Annotated in this window: 19 protein-coding genes and 1 pseudogene; 19 read left to right on the plus strand and 1 reads right to left on the minus strand. The window is 41.4% G+C overall.

All coding sequences use genetic code 11. The features are described from left to right. Positions 1-130 precede the first annotated feature (130 nt). The 3 genes from ODU55_RS04550 to ODU55_RS04560 all read left to right on the plus strand — a co-directional run bounded on the left by ODU55_RS04550 (position 131) and on the right by ODU55_RS04560 (position 3,731). On the plus strand, positions 131-1,519 hold the full coding sequence (locus ODU55_RS04550) for an amino acid permease (protein WP_205027252.1): 1,389 nt from the start codon (positions 131-133) through the stop codon (positions 1,517-1,519). 140 nt (positions 1,520-1,659) lie between these two features. Beyond that, the gene (locus tag ODU55_RS04555) at positions 1,660-2,541 is read left to right on the plus strand and encodes a DUF975 family protein (RefSeq protein WP_398582017.1); all 882 of its coding nucleotides are present in this window, start codon (positions 1,660-1,662) and stop codon (positions 2,539-2,541) included. A 347-nt stretch (positions 2,542-2,888) separates the two neighbouring features. Then, positions 2,889-3,731, plus strand: a complete 843-nt coding sequence (locus ODU55_RS04560) for a DUF975 family protein (protein WP_398582048.1) — start codon at positions 2,889-2,891, stop codon at positions 3,729-3,731. 13 nt (positions 3,732-3,744) lie between these two features. Here the strand turns inward: ODU55_RS04560 and ODU55_RS04565 are convergent, their stop codons facing one another. Further along, a complete protein-coding gene (locus tag ODU55_RS04565; RefSeq protein WP_398582018.1) occupies positions 3,745-4,620 on the minus strand; it encodes a lysostaphin resistance A-like protein in 876 nt (291 codons plus the stop codon). Between the two features lie 122 nt (positions 4,621-4,742). On the opposite strand from ODU55_RS04565, the gene ODU55_RS04570 reads away from it, so the two are divergent. The 16 genes and pseudogenes from ODU55_RS04570 (at position 4,743) to ODU55_RS04645 (ending at position 20,489) form a co-directional block, all read left to right on the plus strand. Further along, positions 4,743-5,354 (plus strand): DUF3885 domain-containing protein, encoded by a 612-nt coding sequence (locus tag ODU55_RS04570; RefSeq protein ID WP_398582019.1) that lies wholly within the window; start codon positions 4,743-4,745, stop codon positions 5,352-5,354. Positions 5,355-5,435: 81 nt separating this feature from the next. Beyond that, positions 5,436-6,185, plus strand: coding sequence for a hypothetical protein (locus ODU55_RS04575; protein WP_398582020.1), 750 nt, complete (start codon positions 5,436-5,438; stop codon positions 6,183-6,185). 239 nt (positions 6,186-6,424) lie between these two features. Beyond that, on the plus strand, positions 6,425-8,428 hold the full coding sequence (metG, locus tag ODU55_RS04580) for a methionine--tRNA ligase (protein WP_398582021.1): 2,004 nt from the start codon (positions 6,425-6,427) through the stop codon (positions 8,426-8,428). A gap of 63 nt (positions 8,429-8,491) precedes the next feature. Next, positions 8,492-9,433, plus strand: a complete 942-nt coding sequence (locus ODU55_RS04585; RefSeq protein ID WP_398582022.1) for a competence protein CoiA — start codon at positions 8,492-8,494, stop codon at positions 9,431-9,433. Beyond that, a pseudogene (locus ODU55_RS04590) lies at positions 9,434-9,535 on the plus strand (transcriptional regulator); the annotation flags it as partial. A gap of 111 nt (positions 9,536-9,646) precedes the next feature. Further along, positions 9,647-11,449: an oligoendopeptidase F gene (pepF, locus tag ODU55_RS04595; protein ID WP_398582023.1), complete on the plus strand. Its 1,803-nt coding sequence runs from the start codon at positions 9,647-9,649 to the stop codon at positions 11,447-11,449. A 1-nt stretch (position 11,450) separates the two neighbouring features. Continuing rightward, positions 11,451-11,894 (plus strand): hypothetical protein, encoded by a 444-nt coding sequence (locus tag ODU55_RS04600; protein WP_398582024.1) that lies wholly within the window; start codon positions 11,451-11,453, stop codon positions 11,892-11,894. A gap of 10 nt (positions 11,895-11,904) precedes the next feature. Further along, a complete protein-coding gene (locus tag ODU55_RS04605; RefSeq protein ID WP_029176930.1) occupies positions 11,905-12,453 on the plus strand; it encodes a DUF6630 family protein in 549 nt (182 codons plus the stop codon). A gap of 74 nt (positions 12,454-12,527) precedes the next feature. Beyond that, positions 12,528-13,247 (plus strand): O-methyltransferase, encoded by a 720-nt coding sequence (locus ODU55_RS04610; RefSeq protein WP_398582025.1) that lies wholly within the window; start codon positions 12,528-12,530, stop codon positions 13,245-13,247. Positions 13,248-13,310: 63 nt separating this feature from the next. Further along, positions 13,311-14,294 (plus strand): peptidylprolyl isomerase PrsA, encoded by a 984-nt coding sequence (gene prsA, locus ODU55_RS04615; protein WP_398582026.1) that lies wholly within the window; start codon positions 13,311-13,313, stop codon positions 14,292-14,294. 143 nt (positions 14,295-14,437) lie between these two features. After that, on the plus strand, positions 14,438-14,986 hold the full coding sequence (locus ODU55_RS04620) for an LURP-one-related/scramblase family protein (protein ID WP_398582027.1): 549 nt from the start codon (positions 14,438-14,440) through the stop codon (positions 14,984-14,986). A 208-nt stretch (positions 14,987-15,194) separates the two neighbouring features. Further along, the gene (gene alaS / locus ODU55_RS04625; protein WP_398582028.1) at positions 15,195-17,813 is read left to right on the plus strand and encodes an alanine--tRNA ligase; all 2,619 of its coding nucleotides are present in this window, start codon (positions 15,195-15,197) and stop codon (positions 17,811-17,813) included. A 74-nt stretch (positions 17,814-17,887) separates the two neighbouring features. Then, complete coding sequence (locus ODU55_RS04630) at positions 17,888-18,340, plus strand: cytidine deaminase family protein (RefSeq protein WP_398582029.1); 453 nt, start codon at positions 17,888-17,890, stop codon at positions 18,338-18,340. A 123-nt stretch (positions 18,341-18,463) separates the two neighbouring features. Then, positions 18,464-19,366, plus strand: coding sequence for a carbohydrate kinase family protein (locus ODU55_RS04635; protein WP_398582030.1), 903 nt, complete (start codon positions 18,464-18,466; stop codon positions 19,364-19,366). A 213-nt stretch (positions 19,367-19,579) separates the two neighbouring features. After that, entirely contained in the window at positions 19,580-19,777 is a 198-nt protein-coding gene (locus ODU55_RS04640; RefSeq protein ID WP_398582031.1) for a hypothetical protein, read from the plus strand. 145 nt (positions 19,778-19,922) lie between these two features. Then, entirely contained in the window at positions 19,923-20,489 is a 567-nt protein-coding gene (locus ODU55_RS04645; RefSeq protein ID WP_398582032.1) for a DUF3267 domain-containing protein, read from the plus strand. Positions 20,490-20,495 lie beyond the last annotated feature (6 nt).

Below are 20,495 nucleotides of genomic sequence, written 5' to 3' on the forward strand. Positions count from 1 at the left end.
TGCTCTTTTGCTTGTCATCACCCATGCGAAATATTTCAACTTATGGTATAATGGGGCGTTGTGGTTCTCTGACAGGGGTCGGTAGCTTGTTCTGTCGAGTATCCATATTCTTATTCTGAAGGAGTATTTTGTGAGTTTATTTAGAAAAAAACAAGCAGTCGGTCGCAATAGTCAAATGCGTCGGCATTTAGGCTTGATTGATTTGATATTTTTAGGTATCGGTTCGATGGTTGGAACAGGTATCTTTACGGTAACTGGCTTGGCAGCAGCCCAGTATGCAGGTCCAGCTCTGATCATCTCAATTGTTATTGCAGCAATTTCAGTCGGACTAACAGCTTTGTTTTACGCAGAATTTGCCTCTCGTATACCGACTAACGGTGGTGCCTATGGTTATCTTTACTCGGTTTTTGGTGAATTTCCTGCATGGATTGCTGGCTGGCTGACGATCATGGAATTCTTGACTGCTGTATCGAGCGTTGCATCTGGTTGGGGAGCTTATTTGAAAGGACTCCTAGCTAATTTTGGTATCGCTATGCCAACAGCTCTGAGCGGAACTTTTAACCCCGCTGCTGGTACCTATGTAGACCTCTTACCAGTTATCGTCTTAATTTTCGTGGTAGGTGTGGTCTTGCTTAATTCTAAGGCAGCTCTTCGTTTCAATTCAGCCTTGGTAGTTTTGAAATTTTCAGCGTTGGCATTATTTATTTTAGTAGGGTTATTCTTTATCAAACCAGAAAACTGGTCGAACTTCTCTCCTTTTGGTTTTGGTGCCATTTATGGTGGACAGGCGGGAATTATGGCGGGAGCGTCTCTCATGTTCTTTGCCTTCCTGGGATTTGAGTCTATTTCATTAGCGATTGATGAGGTGAAAAAACCTGAGAAGAATGTACCAAAAGGAATCGTATTGTCTCTATCTATTGTAACAATTCTTTATATTGTAGTGACATTAGTCTTGACTGGTATGGTTCACTATACTAAGTTGAATGTAGCAGATGCGGTTGCCTTTGCACTTCGAGAAGTTGGATTGGATTGGGCAGCGAGTTATATTTCTATTGTAGCAATCCTAACATTGATTACAGTATGTATTTCGATGACCTACGCCTTGTCGAGAATGGTCTATTCCATCAGTCGTGATGGTTTGCTACCGAAATCATTGAGCCGATTGACACAAACAAGCAAGGTTCCTAAAAATGCGACCATTCTTGTGGGGATTTTTGCAGCCATTTGTGCAGGTATTTTCCCACTAGCAAGTATTGCTTCCTTCCTCAATATCTGTACCTTAGCTTATTTGATCATGCTGGCGCTGGGCATTATTCGTCTGCGTCAAGTCGAAGGTTTGCCAAAAGATGGACAATTTAAAACACCTCTTGTTCCCTTGTTGCCTATCCTCTCGATTATCATTTGTCTTTCATTTATGTTCCAATATAGTTTAGATACTTGGTTAGCATTCGGAGTATCCTTGGTCATTGGAATTTTGATTTACTTCTTTTATGGTTATCGTCATTCGGAAGCCAAATAATAGATTTCCCTTCTTTATTTGAAGGGATTTTTTTGTACAATTTTTTTATAGAAATAATGGAAAACTTAAAAATAAAATAGTATAATATATACAATAATATAATATATACAATAATACAGATATATGAAAGGAGAAACACAATGTCTAATAGCGATATTCGAGCTAAAGCAACGGTTATTCGTGAACAAACAGATGGGATGATAACCTTGTTTTTGGCACCTGTTTTGATTTCTTTTCTGTCAGGAGTGGCGGAATTTGGCTTGAAACAAATCTGGGGGCAAACTAGTGCTTTCTCCTGGGGCACAACTATTGTGAAAGATGGTGTTGCTTGGACTCATCATTTTATTTCTGTTGGTCCGTCAATCATATTTGATTTTATTGCACAATGTTTAATTGTGACAGCTTGTTTTCAACTAATAAGACTGGTGAGAAAGCAAAGAACCAAGGTTAGCTTCACGGAGTGTTTCACTTTGCTAGATGGGAAGAATTTTTTACCAGTTTTTAGTACGACATTATTGAAAATGCTCGTTATTTATATAGCTGGTTTCCCAGCTGTCATTGGGATGGCTTTACTTAGTATTTCATTTTTCAGTACAGTTTTCATTGTTGGGGCTCCGGTTGGCTATCAGCCTGATTTCTCAGGATTTTTTAGCTCCTCCTATTTTCAAATAGGAGTAATCTTAGTTGTGATTGGCTTGGTTTGTGGTCTATTAGTAGATTATGGTCTCAGTCAGGTTCAATTTCTTCTTTATGATCATTTGGAAAATAATATTTATTCTTCTCCGTTTAAATTATTCAAACAGAGTTGGCAGTTGATGAAGGGGAATAAATGGCGCCGCTTCCTCTTGGATTTATCTTTTGTTGGCTGGTTGATTGGGGTTCTTTTGACGTTTGGGTTTTTGGGACTTTACGTATATCCATACTATTGGACTTGTCAGACTATATTTTATGAAGATTTGAAGTCCAAGAATCCATTGGTGTTTTCAACTTATAAATCAGCTATCTCTTCCACAGTAGCCTAGGGAGTATGGTGATAACAAATTATTAGGAATCCCTTCGTATTTTGGAGGGATTTTCCTGTTTTTAAGAGATGTTCTGGAAAATTAATGAGGCTGGGCAAAAAGCCCAGAACCACTACTCAGAGTTCGTGTCAACATCTCAGCGCAGTGGTTGATTGGCAGATTTGTTCGTGTTTTGCACTCCAAATCTGGCCTAATCAACTGTGCGGGGGGTAGGAAGACGAACTCTTTTTATCTTGGTCGAGTTCTTTCCCACTCCCTAATAGTAGGATGGTAAAGTAGTCCGATGTAGATAGAATATTTGCGACGTGACTTTATAAATAAGGAGAGAAAATTGGAGGGGAATTGTGATGAGGACGAGTGATATAGTATCAAGAGCGATGCTGACTCGCGAGCGGACAAGAGGTACAACACTACTATTTTTGCCCTCCATTTTGCTATCTATTGTTTATGCTATACCAGTAACAATTTTTCGCCTACTGACATTTCTAGAGCTCCGTCAAAACAGTGCTTTTGTGGAAGGGCGATTGGTTTCTTCAATCAGTTTGACCTATTTAGGTGAGTTCGGCTTCGCTCTGCTGTTACAGCTATTCATCGGTCTGTCCTGTTTTCATTTATTGGAATTGTTAAGAGGGGATAGACAGGAGTTCTCTTTAAAAGATAGTTTTTCATTTCTAAAGACAGAATGGAAGAAGCCTATCTGTACCACCTTTCTTTATTATTATTTGTTTCTTTTTATGGCTGGACTTCCAGCTAATCTAGGGGCTGCTTTATTGATTAAAGGCTTCACAATGAGTAGTTTGATGGTCTTATCTCCGGGGGCAATGGCAGAGCTGGCAGTTCATCAGCCTAGTCAATTAATGAAGATAGGGGCTCCGATTTTCCTGCTAGGAATGATTATTTACTTTTTTGTCTACTATACCTACTCACAGGTTGTTTTTGTCTTGTATGACCATTTGGATAATGCTAGTTATACTGGTCCTCTGGCTGTATTTAGGGAAAGTCGTTTCTTGATGAAAGGGAACTATTGGCAACGTATTTGGTTAGATTTATCCTTTTTAGGCTGGTTTATTGGGGAATTATTGCCCCTTCATTTGTTATCCTTTTTTGTAACTCCTTACTATCATTTATCTAGGACTATTTTCTACGAAAAATTAAAAAAACAAAGACTGTCAGCTGTAGAGAGTAGCTAACAGTCTTTTATGATTATAGGGAGCTTGTTTTGGGCTTGAAATAGAGGTCGTAAACCAACCAGGAAATCATTATTCCTTGGACAAGCAAGCTGATGACGGAGCCTTCTACACCAAACTTTCCACCAGATAACCACTCAGGACCAGTGATACCGATTTGAACAAAGGCCTGACCAGCATCGGTGCCGCTGACTGGGAAAGCAAAAACATTCCCTTGGAAACAGTTCCACGCAGCGTGTAAGCCACCAATTACCCAAATGTTGCCTGTTTTGAGCATAATGAGGCAGGCAAGAACGGCAAATAGGGTTAAATCCAAAATTGGAATGAGTGAAATAGCATTGTTTCCGAGGTGGAGAAATGTGAAGAAGAGGGAAGAAACAATGATACCAATAGGAATATTGTGTTTAGCTGAAAGTGATGAGAACATCCATCCTCTTGTTAGAATTTCTTCTGTCGTACCTTGGATAGACCAGGCAAGGATAAGGATGATAAATTCTCCGACTAATTTTGTAGAGAACTGGATGCTTGTAAATTCAATCGCGCCTAATCCCCACATGATGAGTGTACAAGTGGTCAGCATTGCAGCTCCGATTCCCCAACCTAGTAGAAAATCTTTTCCCGCCCCTTTTTTGGTAAAACCAAGTCCTGCCCACGGGCTTTTTTCAATATACCGTGCCCATGAAATGACCATCAGGCTGATAAAAGCGAAAGCGAACAGTTCAAAACTTACAGAAAGGGTTTCGCTAACTGGGAGTAAAAAGCTTATTGGAGTGAAAATAACTGCTCCAAGTGAATCTCCTACTAGCAACAAAATAATAGCTACAATAGGAGAGGTGATGATGTTGAGATTGAAAGCTGATCGAGCCTTCTCATTGATAAATTCGGTTTTCATAGGACCTCCTTTTGCTAGATACTTTACTAGTGCGCTATTCTACCATATTTTTCCAAAGAAGACTAGACCTAATTTCCTAGTATATGGTAGAATAGTACAAAGCTATATAAGGAGAATAGTATATGGAATTGAATCAATGGCTGAAGTCCTTCCAACTGAAAGATAATCGACTAGTGGGCCCATTCTTCTATGGCACACCTCTTGCTCTTAGATTTGAAATCGGGCCTGCAGACGAAGCAGAAGAATTACCAAGAGCAATCTATCTTGAAAGAGCCTATGCACGTGCAGTAGAACTTTTTGAGCAGGCTAGTTCAGAATACGACTATATGCTCCTTTCGCTCCTTCGACAGGAAGATAGGGACATAGACACCTACCTCTGGCATTTTTCATCGAAATTTAACTTCGACAAGGTTCCTGAGCCTGAGTTGATAGAAGTGGAGGACTGGACGGGAGATGTGCTAGTCTTTGAGCGCTATCTTTTCCCTATTGCTGACCAAGATTTGAAAGCTCTCTTGTGGGAGATTATCAAGGCTGATCATGGTGGATTTAACTACCTTTCATCTTCTGTATTCTTCCTATCCAGTAAGGAAAAAGTCATTTATCATTGCTATGATGATAGAGGAGTGGACGTCGCTGTGGTGGATGATGACAAGCGTCGTCAGCTCTTTACGGATTGCCAGGACCTGCTTTTTGACTATGATATGGAGGAGATGGAGAGAAGGGTGAGGGGGTAGGAAGAAAATGTATATCTGATGACCGTCTTCTATAGTACTTAGGATATTATGGCACACAACTAATTTTTAGGGAGCAAATCAATGCCTTACCGTAAATTAACATCAAGAGATCGGTCTTTTATCAAAGGGCAGACGGACCGCTTGCTGAATCAGATGAATAGCAATGCGGAATATTTGGCGACTGTACAGACCTATGAGACAGCCAAGGCTCGTGCCAACCAAGCCTATCTGGCAATGGAACTGGAAAATGATCCAGAGAAAAAGTTACGACTGGCAAAATTGGTTGAAACCTATTCTGCCCAAGCCCAGTCTATATTAGATGATTGGGAAGCGAGAAATAGCAGAGCTGAAAAAGAAGCTAGGAATATAAAACTGATTTTGTGGCTGACCGTGCTCTTTGCACTTAGTTTTATCTTCCCTGTTAATATTATTCTAGCCCTCCTATTTGCAGTCTGGTTCTATCGGAATTACCTTTGTTCAAGCAGAATTGCCCAAGTGCCTAAGTCTACTGCGAGCCAGTCATTAGTGACAGAAGAGGAAAGTTATGAAGACTGGTTGACAAAAAAGATAGTTACACTTAACAAAGACAAGCGTGAGTGGACAGAGGGCGTACTTGCAAAATATGACAGTTTGGATGAAATAGCAGCAGGTATTGGTAAAATTAATGAGATAGATAAAGAAGCTGGTAAGAAAATTCTCCATCGTTATCAAGCAATCTTAGCTGATATTGAAAAATTACCAGATTCTGACCAGAAAACCTATTATTTAGATTTTCATCGAGAAATGATAGCTGATTTGGGAAATGTATTTGAACAACTCCATATCGTATAAGAACACCGGAAACAGTTCCAAACTGGTTCCGGTTTTTCGATATTCGTCAATTGACAAGAACAGAACTATAATTTTATAGAGAAGATAGACATTAGCATTCCACTCGGCTTGTATCATATGTATAGCATGTGAAGGAAGACTTGTATTTAGAACCTCTTTGTGATTTCGATGAAAATATGATAAAATGGGGTGTTATCAAGAACAGGGTTTCATTTGCCCTGAGTTGAAAGGAAAAAAACATGACAAAAACACCGTTTTATATCACCACACCGATTTATTATCCGTCTGGAAAACTTCACATCGGCTCGGCCTACACGACCATTGCCTGCGATGTATTGGCTCGCTACAAGCGTCTCATGGGCCACGAGGTTTTCTATCTGACAGGGCTTGATGAGCACGGGCAGAAGATTGAGGAGAAGGCAAAAGAGGCTGGTCTGACACCGCAAGCTTACGTTGACGGCATGGCGGTTGGCGTCAAGGAGCTCTGGAACTTGCTGGACATCTCTTACGACAAGTTCATCCGCACGACCGATGATTACCACGAGGAAGTGGTAGCGGCTGTTTTTGAAAAATTGCTGGCGCAGGACGATATTTACTTGGGAGAGTATTCTGGTTGGTACTCTGTATCGGACGAGGAATTTTTCACCGAGAGCCAATTGGCAGAGGTCTTCCGAGATGAAAATGGTAAGGTAACAGGCGGTATCGCTCCGAGCGGTCACGAGGTTGCCTGGGTTTCAGAAGAATCTTACTTCCTCCGCCTTAGCAAGTATCAGGATAAATTGGTCGAGTTCTTCAAGGTTCACCCAGACTTTATCCAGCCAGACGGTCGCCTCAATGAAATCATGAAAAACTTCATCGAGCCAGGCTTGGAAGATTTGGCAGTATCTCGTACATCATTTACTTGGGGAGTACCTGTTCCGTCTAATCCAAAACACGTTGTCTATGTTTGGATTGATGCCCTGCTCAACTATGCAACGGCCTTGGGTTATGGTCAGGAAGAAACAGCCAACTATGACAAGTTCTGGAATGGAACAGTTTACCACATGGTTGGTAAGGATATTCTTCGATTCCACTCGATTTACTGGCCAATCATGCTCATGATGTTGGATATGAAGCTGCCAGACCGTTTGGTTGCTCATGGCTGGTTTGTCATGAAAGACGGTAAGATGTCCAAATCTAAGGGCAATGTGGTCTATCCAGAAATGTTGGTCGAGCGTTTCGGCTTGGATCCGCTCCGTTACTACCTCATGCGTAGTCTGCCAGTTGGCTCTGACGGCACCTTTACACCAGAAGATTACGTTGGTCGTATCAACTATGAATTGGCCAATGACCTTGGAAACTTGCTCAACCGTACAGTTGCGATGATTAACAAGTATTTCGGTGGTCAGGTGCCAACCTTTGTAGCAAACGTGACTGATTTTGATGCGGACTTGGCGGCAGTCGTGGCTGAAAACTTAGCAAGCTACCACAAGTATATGGAAGCTGTTGACTATCCACGCGCTCTAGAAGCTGTTTGGAATATCATCTCCCGTACCAACAAGTACATCGATGAAACAGCACCTTGGGTCTTGGCAAAAGAAGAAGCAGATCGTGACAAGTTGGCAGCGGTTATGGCTCACTTGACAGCAGGTCTTCGTGTGGTGGCACACCTCATTCAACCATTTATGATGATGACTTCTAATGCTATTATGGAACAGCTTGGTTTGGGAACAGCATTTGACCTTGAAAACCTTGACTTTGCAGGTCTTCCAGCTGGTTTGACAGTAGTCGCAAAAGGTACGCCTATCTTCCCACGACTCGATATGGAAGAGGAAATCGCCTATATCCAAGCCCAAATGGGTGGCAGCTCTGCTATTTCCCAAGAGGAAGAAAAAGAGTGGAACCCAGCTGACGTGGAGCTGAAAAACGAGAAAGTCGCGATCAAGTTCGAGGATTTCGACAAGGTGGAAATCCGTGTGGCCGAGGTTAAAGAAGTAGCCAAGGTGGAGGGCTCTGACAAGCTGCTCAAGTTCCGTCTGGACGCAGGTGATGGCCAGGACCGTCAAATCCTGTCGGGTATCGCCAAGTACTATCCAAATGAGCAGGAGTTGGTCGGCAAGAAAGTCCAAATCGTTGCCAACCTCAAGCCACGTAAGATGATGGGCTTGCTCAGCCAGGGCATGATCCTCTCAGCCGAACACGACGGCAATTTGACACTCTTAACAGTCGATTCATCTGTGCCAAACGGCAGTCAGATTGGGTAAGAAAGTTCAAACACTCAGTGAATCTGGGTGTTTTTTTGCGAACTAGTATAGAAAGGAGGTTCTATGTTAGTTGCACTTGATGAAGACAGACAAATTTTTAATCTTTTAGAAAATCCTGCGCCGCAAGGTCGCTATTCCTGTCCAGGTTGTGGAGGCCTGGTCCGATACAAATCTGGCAAAGTTCTGCGTTCGCATTTTGCCCATGTCACCCTGCGGGATTGTAGCTACTTCTCCGAGAATGAGTCTGCCCAGCACCTGTCCCTCAAATCAGAGATTTACAGCTGGCTGGTGGAAAAGGAGCAGGTTGAGTTGGAAAAATGCCTGCCAAAGATTGGCCAGGTTGCTGATTTATTTGTCAATGATAGTCTAGCCTTGGAAGTCCAATGTTCCAGTCTACCCATTTCTCGTTTGCAAGTGCGGACACAAGCCTATCGTGAATCAGGTTATCAGGTTCTCTGGTTGCTTGGCAAGGATTTGTGGCTCAAGGAACGACTGACCAATTTGCACAAGCAATTTCTCTCTTTTAGTATGAATATGGGTTTTCATCTCTGGGAATTGGATAACGAGAAGAAGGAATTACGACTTCGCTACCTCATTCATGAAGACTTGCGGGGCAAGGTACATTGTCTGACCAAGGTCTTTCCCTTTGGTCAGGGAAACTTACTGGACATATTACGTTTCCCTTTTTCCAAGCAAACCCTATCTAGCATGACGTGTCCAATGGATGAGGATTTGCCTCGTTACATTGCTCAACAGCTTTATTACAAATCTCCCAAATGGCTCGCCCTGCAAGCAGATGCTTATGGACGTGGAGAAAATCTACTGACCAAGACAGCATTTGACTGGTATCCCCACATCCGCCTGCCCCGCTCTGCTATTGGCTTTGCCCAAATACCAAAAGATTTAAGTCCCGTCTATCAGGCCTTTGACCACTATTATGCGGGTGTCAAGGACAAGCGGATACAAGCGGTTTATCCACCAGCAGTTTATTGGAGGGAAAAATAAACAGGTAAAACTAGTCTACAATTGGACACAGTCTTGAAGGTATTGGCTAGCCTAGGAAAAACTTTAGCAGTTGTTCCTTTGAAACAAGAACAACATTTTTAATAGTGTATTTTGCAGGATATAATTTTATTATAACAACTGTTATGAAAGCCCTCACTTTCCATTGGAAAGTGGGGCATTTTTATGTTAGAATAGTAAGACGGAGGATTTATTATGTCTAAACAACGTCATGAAATTGAAGAAAAATACCAATGGGATTTGACTACTATTTTCCCAACAGATGAAGCTTGGGAAGCAGAACTTGCAGATTTACAAGCAGAAACTGAAAAAACAAAAGAATTTGCAGGTCACTTGCTTGACTCTGCTAAAAGCCTTTTGGAAATCAGCGAAACGCAACTTGGTCTCATGCGTCGCATTGAAAAACTCTATGTTTATGCATCTATGAAAAACGACCAAGATACTCGCGAAGGAAAATACCAGGAATTTCAGGCTAAGGCAATGGGTCTTTATTCTGCTTTTTCACAAGCATTTGCCTTCTATGAGCCTGAATTTATGGCCATTACTGAAGAGCAGTTGGAGGTCTTTAAGGCAGAAGAGCCTGCTCTTGTTCAGTACAGCCACCAATTTGAAAAACTCTTAGCAGCTAAGGACCATGTCTTGTCACAAGAAGTAGAAGAAGTCCTTGCAGCGACCAGTGAGATTTTCGAATCACCTGCTGAAACCTTCTCAGTCTTGGACAATGCTAGTTTGCGGTTCCCAGAAGTTGCGGATGAAGAAGGGCATTTGGTACCCCTTTCTCACGGTAACTACATCCACTTTATGGAGTCTAAAAACCGTGACGTCCGTCAAGAAGCCTATGAGGCTATGTACGGTACCTATGAGCAGTTCCAGCATACCTACGCTAAGACACTGCAGTCTAATGTCAAGGTCAATAACCTAAAAGCTCGTTTGCGGAAGTACGATTCAGCCCGTCACGCATCTCTTGCAGCCAATTTTATTCCAGAATCCGTATACGATACATTAGTGGCGGCAGTCAACAAGCACCTTCCGCTCTTGCACCGTTATATCAATTTGCGTAAGAAACTCTTGGGTATTGATGACTTGAAGATGTACGATATGTACACACCATTGTCAGATTTCAGCACCAAGATTTCCTATGAAGATGCTCTCAAAAAATGCCAAGAAACCTTGGAAATTTTCGGTGAGGATTATGCGGCTATTGTAAAAGAAGCCTTCGAAAACCGCTGGATTGACGTCCATGTTAATGAAGGAAAACGCTCTGGAGCATACTCAGGAGGTGCCTATGACACCAACGCCTTTATGCTTCTCAACTGGCAGGATAACTTGGATAACATGTACACCCTTATCCATGAAACAGGACACTCGCTCCATTCTATGTTGACTCGTAAGACACAACCCTATGTCTATGGTCATTATTCACTCTTCTTGGCTGAAATTGCTTCAACGACCAATGAAAATCTTTTGACAGAAAAACTCTTGGCAGAAGTAGAAGATGACAAGGAACGCTTTGCTATTCTCAATCATTACCTAGATGGTTTCCGTGGCACAGTCTTCCGCCAGACCCAATTTGCCGAGTTTGAACAAGCTATCTATAAGGCAGACCAGGAAGGTCAGGTCTTGACGGCTGATTTCCTCAATGAATTGTACGGTCAGACAAACGAGAAATATTACGGACTTTCTGCCGAAGAAAATCCAGAAATCCAGTTTGAGTGGGCTCGTATTCCACACTTCTATTACAATTTCTATGTCTATCAGTATGCGACAGGTTTTGCGGCAGCATCAGCTCTAGCAAATAAGATTGTCAACGGCAGTCCAGAAGACAAAGAAAACTACCTCAACTACCTCAAAGCAGGTAGCTCAGATTACTCCCTCAATGTCATTGCCAAAGCTGGCGTAGACATGACCAAGGAAGATTACCTCAACGATGCCTTCAAGGTATTTGAAGCTCGTTTGGAAGAATTAGAAGCTCTTGTTGAGAAAGGTGTGCACCTCTAATATGATTTCCTATAAACGTTCGATTGTCATTCCTGGTGTAATTAGCCTTGTTTTAATCTTGCTCGGTCTTGGTGGTTTGACCAGACCTGAGCCATCTATGGGAAGTGTCGTCTATTTGATATTTTTACAACCTTTGCTGGTTTATTTATATATATTGAGAAAACAAAAGGCTGTTTTTATCTTGACAAAACAGTACCTAGAATTTCAAGAACACTTTTGGAGTGAACGCCAGCGCCATTCGTTAGAAGAGATTGCGGAGATTCGATACATCGTTTCTCCTGTCTATCGTGGCTATCAGTCGAAATGTTTGCGAATCGTAGGAAATAAGGGAGCACTACTTGCAGTCGTTAATTTGAATAAGCTTGATGGTGCAGATTTTAATGATATTTACCATTTTGTAGAGCAAGTAGCACCGCATATAAGATGGGATTTTTCAAATTCATAATGGAGGTATTATGTTAACGGAAGAACAGCTACAGGACATTTTTGAACTGGCGGACCTCATGTCAAATGGTGATAGGGAGCTATTTCTCCAACTTAGAGATGTGGTTTTTGCTAGTGATCCGAATCAGATTCTAGACTCTATCGAACGCATCCTAGAACCAGATTCATTCGATGATTTCTTGGACCGTGTTGGGGAGTCTGAAAAGGAAAATCTGTGGTTAATCTTGATAAAATTACTAGAGCATTTTAATTATATTTGTGTGCGTGATTATAAGGATAATCTTGAAGATTTTATCTACTTTTTTGACCGTCTTCATCAAGTCCGCAATGCAGGGATTTCTCTCAAATTGGATTCAGATGGATTAAATCCAGCTGCCTCTATTTCAGAATGGGCAAGAGTCGTTGATAGCAAATATCTTGATGAAAACTTTTGTCTAGGGGCAGTAGATATGGACACGGATAGTTACTATCTCTTTTTCAGTAAGCAAGCGACTTTTGTTCGACTTCAAGAACTAGCTGGAAATTTAGGGTATCGAATTGATTACGCCAAAAATATGTAAAGAAAAGGTGGGGAAACCTGCCTTTTAGTGTGTTGAGGAAGAAAATCTTGTCGGCTTATGATATAATGGATTCTATGGTCGAATCATATAGTAAAAACGCAAATCACAATATGCGCCGTCCAGTTGTCAAGGAAGAAATTGTGGATTTTATGCGAACACGTCAGGCGCAAAATACAGGTTTTTTGAAAGAACTGGAAGAGTTTGCTCGTCAAGAAAATATTCCAGTCATCCCTCATGAAACGGTAGCCTATTTTCGCTTGTTAATGCAAGTGTTGCAACCTAAAAAAATATTAGAAATCGGAACGGCCATTGGTTTTTCAGCCCTCTTAATGGCCGAAAATAGCCCAGAATCTCATATTACGACCATTGATCGTAATGAAGAGATGATTGGCTTTGCCAAAGAAAATTTTGCCAAGTTTGATTGCCGTAAGCAAATTGAATTACTGGAAGGTGAAGCTATGGATATTCTTCCGACTTTACCAGATAACACATATGATTTTGTTTTCATGGATTCTGCTAAATCAAAATATATTGTATTTTTACCAGAAGTCTTGAAAAAGGTCAAAGTAGGTGGTTTAATCATTTTGGATGACATCTTCCAAGGAGGAGATGTTGCAAAGGACATCAAGGATGTCAGAAGAGGGCAGCGCACTATTTATAAGGGATTGCAACGTTTATTCGATGCGACTTTGGACAATCCTGATGTAACAGCTAGCCTTGTCTCCATGAGCGACGGTCTCTTAATGTTGAGGAAAAATGTCGCAAATGTTGACTTAAATTTTGAAGAAATTTAAGTACTTTTTAAGCTTTTGTGATATAATAAATAACGTTAATGAAAAAAGGAGTAAACTTTTTAAATGAAAAACACAAAAAAAATCCTATCAGGAGCAGTCACATTGTTTGCGACTGTGACTCTTGCAGCATGTACAAGTACAGCTGATAAAGATATCATTACGATGAAAGGAAATACCATCACAGTTTCTGAGTTTTACGAGCAAGTCAAAACAAACACAAGTGCTCAACAGGTATTACTTTCAATGGTCATTAGCGATGTTTTTGAAGAACAATACGGCGATAAAGTTTCTGATAAAGAAGTTACGGAAGCTTATGACAAAATGGCTAGCCAGTATGGCGATTCATTTGCGACTGCCTTGGCTTCAGCAGGTTTGACAACTGAAACATACAAGCAGCAAATTCGTACTAACAAATTGGTTGAGTATGCAGTGAAACAGGCAGCTGAAAAAGAATTGACAGATGAAAACTACAAAGCTGCCTACGAATCCTATACTCCGGAAGTAACAGCTCGTATTATCAAGTTAGATGACGAAGCGAAGGCTAAGGAAGTTTTAGCCTCTGCTCAGGCTGAGGGAGCAGATTTTGCTCAATTGGCAAAAGACAATTCTACGGATACTGCTACAAAAGACAATGGAGGCGAAGTTAAATTTGATTCAACTTCAACAACTGTTCCTACAGAAGTTCAAAAAGCGGTCTTTGCTTTGGATGCAGGTCAAGTAGGGGCATCTGTTATTTCAGTAGTAGATATGACAACTTATACAACTAGCTACTATGTTGTAAAACTGGAAGCGAAGTCAGAAAAATCTGCCAAATGGGAAGACTACAAGGATAAGTTGAAGGAAATTATTTTGGCACAAAAACAAAATGATTCTACATTTGTTGCAGGTGTGTTGAAAGAAGCTCTTCAAAAAGCTAATGTTAAAGTGAAGGATGCAGCTTTCCAAAATCTTCTTTCACAATATGTGACAACAGAAGAAAGCAGTTCTTCATCAACGGAAAGTAGCTCTTCTTCTACAACAGAATCTTCTAGTTCTTCAGGTCAATAATTGACGCTTTACTTATTAAGAATAGATACTTGATTACTTAGTTCAGAAAATTGGCGGTTGCTGCGAGCCATCTAAGCCAAGTATCTTGCTACTTAATAGAACAATTGAATATAGGTTATGAAATGAGAATGACAAGTCATTGAATGAAGGTGGTACCGCGGTTTTTCGCCCTTCGTTTGATTTCTTGTCATTTTTTGGAGGGAGTCATGAAACAATTTCAGGTCAAACAACGTTTTGTTTTGGGTGGTGAAAAATTTGATATTCGTGATAGTTTTGGGAATCTTGCCTATCAAGTGGAGGGTTCTTTTCTCGAAATTCCAAAACGATTTATTGTGACCAATTCTAGTGGTGGAGCGGTTTGTCAGATTACTAAGAAGTTTTTGACCTTCCTGCCTCAGTTTACCATTGATATGGCAGATGGTCATTCTTTCTACTTGCAAAAGGAATTTACTTTTTTCAAGGATCGCTATACTGTGGAAAATCTAGGTTTAATCCTAGACGGAAATATCTGGGATTTGGATTTTCGCTTGAAAAGACCAGATGGTATGCTCGTAGCTGAAATCTCCAAAGAACTCTTTCATTTAACGTCTCATTACTCCGTTACTGTATTGGAGGACTCCTATGCAGATTTGGTCATTTCCTTAGTGGTCGCAATTGACTATGTCGAAATGATGGAAGATGCATCGAATTAATCGTGAAATAATCATTCAGTTTAACTGTTTCGTTAAATTGAATCCGCCTAACTATCACTTATGAAAGGAAAGGTTCAATTTAGATAATTTTCTGAATTGAACCCGAGCTAAAAGCGTCGAGAAAAAGATAGACCGCCTAGTGCGCTGGCGCACAGCGTTGGTCTCCTATTTTCTTCTCGCTGTCTTAACGCTCTTGGTATCTTAGTTTATGAAAAATTTATCTTCTGCTCAAATTCGTCAAATGTGGTTGGATTTCTGGAAATCAAAGGGGCACTCTGTTGAGCCTTCAGCAAATCTTGTCCCAGTAAATGATCCAACTCTTTTGTGGATCAACTCTGGTGTGGCAACCCTCAAGAAATACTTTGATGGCTCTGTCATTCCAGATAACCCACGTATTACAAATGCTCAAAAATCTATCCGTACCAACGATATTGAAAACGTTGGTAAGACAGCCCGCCACCACACTATGTTTGAAATGCTTGGTAACTTCTCTATTGGTGATTATTTCCGTGATGAAGCGATTGAGTGGGGCTTTGAGCTCTTGACAAGCCCAGAATGGTTTGCTTTGCCAAAAGACAAGCTCTACATGACTTACTATCCTGATGATGTGGATTCATACAATCGTTGGATTGCCCTTGGTGTTGAGCCAAGCCACTTGATTCCGCTTGAGGATAACTTCTGGGAAATTGGTGCAGGTCCTTCTGGTCCAGATACGGAAATCTTCTTTGACCGTGGTACAGATTTTGACCCTGAAAACATTGGTATCCGTCTCTTGGAAGAAGATATTGAAAATGACCGTTACATCGAGATTTGGAATATCGTATTGTCCCAGTTTAACGCAGACCCAGCTGTTCCGCGCTCTGAATACAAGGAATTGCCAAACAAAAATATCGATACGGGCGCAGGTTTGGAGCGTTTGGCAGCTATTTTCCAAGGGGCTAAGACCAACTTTGAAACGGACCTCTTCTTGCCAATCATTCGTGAAGTAGAAAAGATTTCTGGTAAGACCTATGACCAAGATGGCGACAACATGAGCTTCAAGGTGATCGCAGACCACATCCGTGCTCTTTCATTTGCCATTGGTGACGGTGCCCTTCCTGGAAATGAAGGCCGTGGTTATGTCCTTCGTCGTCTCCTTCGTCGTGCTTCTATGCATGGTCAACGTTTGGGTATTACAGAGCCATTCTTGTACAAATTGGTGGAGACAGTTGGCAATATCATGGAAAGCTACTATCCAGAAGTGCTTGAAAAACGTGCCTTCATTGAGAAGATTGTTAAGAGTGAAGAAGAGTCATTTGCTCGTACTATCCATACAGGTTCACAATTTGCTGAGCAATTGATGGACAAATTGGCAGCAGAAGGTAAGTCTGAGATTGATGGTCGTGACATTTTCAAACTCTATGATACCTATGGTTTCCAAGTAGAATTGACGGAAGAATTGGCTGAGCACCGTAGTATGACCCTTGACATTGCTGGATTTGAAGCGGCTATGAAAGAGCAACAAGACCGTGCCCGTGCTTCAGTTGTCAAAGGTGGTTCAATGGGTATGCAAAATGAAACCCTGGCTGCTATCACAGAAGAGTCTACCTTTGTTTATGGTCAAACAGCTCTTGAGGCAAGCTTATCTGTCATTGTGGCTGATAATGCGCGTACAGAAGCAGTTTCAGAAGGTCAAGCCCTCCTTGTCTTTGACCAAACACCATTCTATGCAGAAATGGGTGGTCAGGTTGCAGACCATGGTTTTGTGAAAAATGCTGCTGGAGGCATTGTTGCGACTGTCATCGATGTGCAGAAAGCACCAAATGGTCAACCATTGCACACAGTTGAACTGTCCGCAAGCATTTCAGTTGGTCAAACCTACACACTTGAAATCGAAACAAAACGCCGTAAGGGTGTTGAGAAGAACCACACAGCAACTCACTTGCTCCATGCAGCTCTTCACAATATTATCGGCGAGCATGCAACACAGGCTGGTTCCTTGAACGAGCAAGACTTCCTCCGCTTTGACTTTACGCATTTTGAGGCAGTTACTGCGGAAGAACTTCGTCGTATTGAAGAAGAAGTCAATGAGCAAATTTGGAATGCTATCCCAGTTGTGACAGTTGAGACAGATATTGACACAGCCAAGGAAATGGGGGCCATGGCCCTCTTCGGTGAAAAATACGGTAAAGACGTCCGCGTTGTTACTATCGGTGACTATTCTGTCGAGCTCTGTGGTGGTACCCATGTTAGCAACACCGCTGAAATCGGTATCTTCAAGATTTTGAAAGAAGAAGGTATCGGTTCAGGTACTCGCCGTATCATTGCGGTAACAGGCCGTGAAGCCTTCCTTGCCTATCGTGACCAAGAAGATGCCCTCAAAGAAGTAGCGGCAACTATCAAGTCACCACAGATCAAGGAAGTGCCAAACAAGGTTGAAAGTCTTGCACAACAAGTTCGTGACCTGCAAAAAGAAAATGCAGCTCTGAAAGAAAAAGCAGCGGCAGCCGCTGCTGGTGATGTCTTCAAAGAGGTCAAAGATGCTAATGGCATTCGCTACATTGCTAGCCAAGTCCAAGTTTCAGACGCAGGTGCCCTCCGTACTTTCGCTGACAACTGGAAGCAGAAAGACTACTCTGATGTCTTGGTGTTGGTTGCGGCTATCGGCGACAAGGTCAATGTCCTTGTGGCAAGTAAGTCAAGCGATGTTCATGCAGGAAACCTCATCAAAGTCCTTGCTCCAATCGTAGCAGGTCGCGGTGGTGGTAAGCCAGACATGGCCATGGCAGGTGGTAGCGATGCGTCTGCTATCCAAAACCTCTTGAACAGCGTAGCGAAAAACTTATAATATAGTCAGTGTATATCCCTTTGTTAAAGCAACTAGCAAGGGGATATCTTTCTATTCTAAAATGAGGAGTACGTATGGAACACATCAACGATATTTGGCAAGAGATGTACGAGAAAGCAAAAGGTCATTATGCGCCACATTATGTCTCGCCCTTCATTTATTCAAATCATGTCGTTGCTGCCATTGAAGCAGCAAATGGGCAAATTTACACCGGTTATTGCTTTGAGGCGACTGCTGGCGTATTTCACCTTTGCGCAGAGCGGTCGGCAGCCTTTAATATGTTTCAAGATAGTGGTCAGACAGTGATAAAACGTATTATTGCTTTTCGAGATCAAGCTCCCTTTGGAGAGGGTTCAGGAATGCCTTGCGGAGCTTGTCGTGAATTTTTGATGCAGCTGTCGGCTGATAATGCACAAACAGAAATCATGCTTGATTTTGACAAACGAGAAATCATCACATTGGGAGAGCTCATGCCTTACTGGTGGGGTGAAGAACGTATGCAGGCTGGTATAGATCACTTGGAATAACAAATGAACTCTTTTATCCTTTGGGGAGAAGAGTTTTTTGGTATAATACAAATATCTGCATTTTAGTAATATAATTTATTTGAATTTGGCTAACTAGTGTTTTATTGAAAAAGGAAGGAAATTATGGGGAAATGTTTGGTCATAGGCTCAACAGTTTGTGATGTAATGATTTATTTAGACGCTTTACCCGGCCGACAGGGTGATGCACACATAAAGAAACAAGTCATGTCTCTTGGAGGTTGTGCCTTCAATGTAGTCAATATTCTCCACCATCTCGGAGTGGAATATGATTTTATTTCACCGGTTGGTACTGGAATATATGGAACATTTGTGAAAGATAATCTTCATAAACTGGGCATTCAAACGCCGATTTCTTTAGACGGAGCAAATGGTTGTTGTTACTGTTTTGTGGAATCAGATGGAGAACGGACATTCTTATCGGATCATGGTGTGGAATATTCATTTAACCCCACTTGGTTAGATGGACTCAATCTATCTCAGTATGATTATGTTTATATTTGTGGTTTGGAAGTAGAAGAAGAGACGGGACAAGCTTTAGTTGACTGGTTGAAAACATGTGGTAGACCAGTCATCTTCGCTCCTGGACCACGAGGAAATCTCATTCCTGAAAAACGAATGGCAGAGCTGTTAGAGCTATCTCCTATTTTACATTTGAATGAGCAGGAGGCACTGAGCCTTTCTCAAGAAACAGATATTGAAGAGGCGATTCGTGTATTATATGGAAAAACCAAGCAACTGCTTATTGTGACAAAAGGTTCTGATGGAGCCGTTGCTTTTGACGGAGTTTGGCACGAGGCACCAAGTATACCCACAAAAATTGTAGATACTGTCGGTGCTGGTGATAGTCGTGTGGGGGCAATGATGGCAGCTTTAGCCAGTGAAAAATCGGTTACTGATTCTCTAGCATTCGCAAATCGAGTTGCTAGTCAAGTTGTCGCTACACAGGGTGTTCATTTACCAAGTCACATGTATGAAGAGTTGAAAAGTCAGTTGAACAGTCTGTAATCAAATACCTCCCCAAAATATTGTAAAGACCTCAAAAGGTCTTTTTTCTGACCAATATTCACTACATTTTGACAAGTTTCATAAACTTTTTGACAAAAATTATTATTTTTTTGACAAAGATACTTGTCAAAAAGAAAAGGAAGTGTTACAATGATATCAAGATAAAAATCAAAAGGATTCATCTGATACGATGAATAGAGAAGGAGTCACCAAATGAAACAACCTTTTATGATTACAGGAACAACCATTGCGCGTGCGGTCGAAATAGGGTCCATTCTATTATTGGCTTACATTCTCCTTTCTGATTTGCTGGGATGGAGCGATATGGACACAGCTCTACTGACTACTCTATTAGCTTCAATTGCTTGTATCGAAGCAAGTTTACAAATGGAGAAAAAAGGAAATAAGTAAAAGGAGATAGGTCATGAAATGTAAAATTTCAGCCGATATGGCAGCAATTATTATTGTAGGATCGAGTATTATGGGACTACTGATTGGAGTTGCGCTAGGACTATATAGTTTAGTCTAGCTTGTAGGCGAATGAAGGAGAAGAAACATGGAAGCGAAAAAGAAATTATATGAAGTCAATATCATGGAAAACAAGAAGTTTGTCTGGGGATTGAATATTCTTGCTGTGGTACTCATCTTTCCATTTGACTTCATATTTGGAATGATAGGCAGTTGGTTGATAGCCAACGGTTTGCAATACTCGGAACTGAACGTGTCGGAGGTATGGTTGCTTTTCCCTCTCTATATTCTTTTAATAGTTGTGCATGAGGCTATCCACGGCATCTTCTTCAAAGGTTTTTGCCCTGAAAATCCTGTAAAATACGGGTTTAAATGGAAATCGGGCATGGCCTATGCGACCAGTCCAGGTTCGCTCTACAATCGGATGCAAATGCTAGTAATCAGCCTGGCTCCCTTTATTGTGATTAGTTTGGGCTTGACCATGTTAGCAGGTTTTGGGCTGATGAATACCACTCTTTACTTCATGCTGGCAACCATTCACGGGGCCTCTTGTGCAGGCGATTTCTACTATACTTATCTTTTATTGGTTAAGTTTGCCAAGGGAAATATAGCTGTCGAAGACACAGAAACAGGCTTGATCATCTACCAAGCCTAGAAAGGA

The sequence above is a fragment of the Streptococcus sp. 2022WUSS037 genome (assembly GCF_044427225.1).
GTDB lineage: Bacteria > Bacillota > Bacilli > Lactobacillales > Streptococcaceae > Streptococcus.

Excerpts from the sequence above, each read along its gene's own strand:
- ODU55_RS04620 (WP_398582027.1), top strand. The coding sequence starts at position 14,438 with ATGAAGGTGGTACCGCGGTTTTTCGCCCTTCGTTTGATTTCTTGTCAT.
- ODU55_RS04585 (WP_398582022.1), top strand. The coding sequence starts at position 8,492 with ATGTTAGTTGCACTTGATGAAGACAGACAAATTTTTAATCTTTTAGAA.
- prsA (WP_398582026.1), top strand. The coding sequence starts at position 13,311 with ATGAAAAACACAAAAAAAATCCTATCAGGAGCAGTCACATTGTTTGCG.
- ODU55_RS04575 (WP_398582020.1), top strand. The coding sequence starts at position 5,436 with ATGCCTTACCGTAAATTAACATCAAGAGATCGGTCTTTTATCAAAGGG.
- ODU55_RS04605 (WP_029176930.1), top strand. The coding sequence starts at position 11,905 with ATGTTAACGGAAGAACAGCTACAGGACATTTTTGAACTGGCGGACCTC.
- ODU55_RS04635 (WP_398582030.1), top strand. The coding sequence starts at position 18,464 with ATGGGGAAATGTTTGGTCATAGGCTCAACAGTTTGTGATGTAATGATT.
- ODU55_RS04600 (WP_398582024.1), top strand. The coding sequence starts at position 11,451 with ATGATTTCCTATAAACGTTCGATTGTCATTCCTGGTGTAATTAGCCTT.
- ODU55_RS04555 (WP_398582017.1), top strand. The coding sequence starts at position 1,660 with ATGTCTAATAGCGATATTCGAGCTAAAGCAACGGTTATTCGTGAACAA.
- pepF (WP_398582023.1), top strand. The coding sequence starts at position 9,647 with ATGTCTAAACAACGTCATGAAATTGAAGAAAAATACCAATGGGATTTG.
- ODU55_RS04640 (WP_398582031.1), top strand. The coding sequence starts at position 19,580 with ATGAAACAACCTTTTATGATTACAGGAACAACCATTGCGCGTGCGGTC.
- ODU55_RS04570 (WP_398582019.1), top strand. The coding sequence starts at position 4,743 with ATGGAATTGAATCAATGGCTGAAGTCCTTCCAACTGAAAGATAATCGA.
- ODU55_RS04610 (WP_398582025.1), top strand. The coding sequence starts at position 12,528 with ATGGTCGAATCATATAGTAAAAACGCAAATCACAATATGCGCCGTCCA.
- ODU55_RS04560 (WP_398582048.1), top strand. The coding sequence starts at position 2,889 with ATGAGGACGAGTGATATAGTATCAAGAGCGATGCTGACTCGCGAGCGG.
- alaS (WP_398582028.1), top strand. The coding sequence starts at position 15,195 with ATGAAAAATTTATCTTCTGCTCAAATTCGTCAAATGTGGTTGGATTTC.
- ODU55_RS04645 (WP_398582032.1), top strand. The coding sequence starts at position 19,923 with ATGGAAGCGAAAAAGAAATTATATGAAGTCAATATCATGGAAAACAAG.
- ODU55_RS04630 (WP_398582029.1), top strand. The coding sequence starts at position 17,888 with ATGGAACACATCAACGATATTTGGCAAGAGATGTACGAGAAAGCAAAA.
- metG (WP_398582021.1), top strand. The coding sequence starts at position 6,425 with ATGACAAAAACACCGTTTTATATCACCACACCGATTTATTATCCGTCT.
- ODU55_RS04565 (WP_398582018.1), bottom strand. The coding sequence starts at position 4,620 with ATGAAAACCGAATTTATCAATGAGAAGGCTCGATCAGCTTTCAATCTC.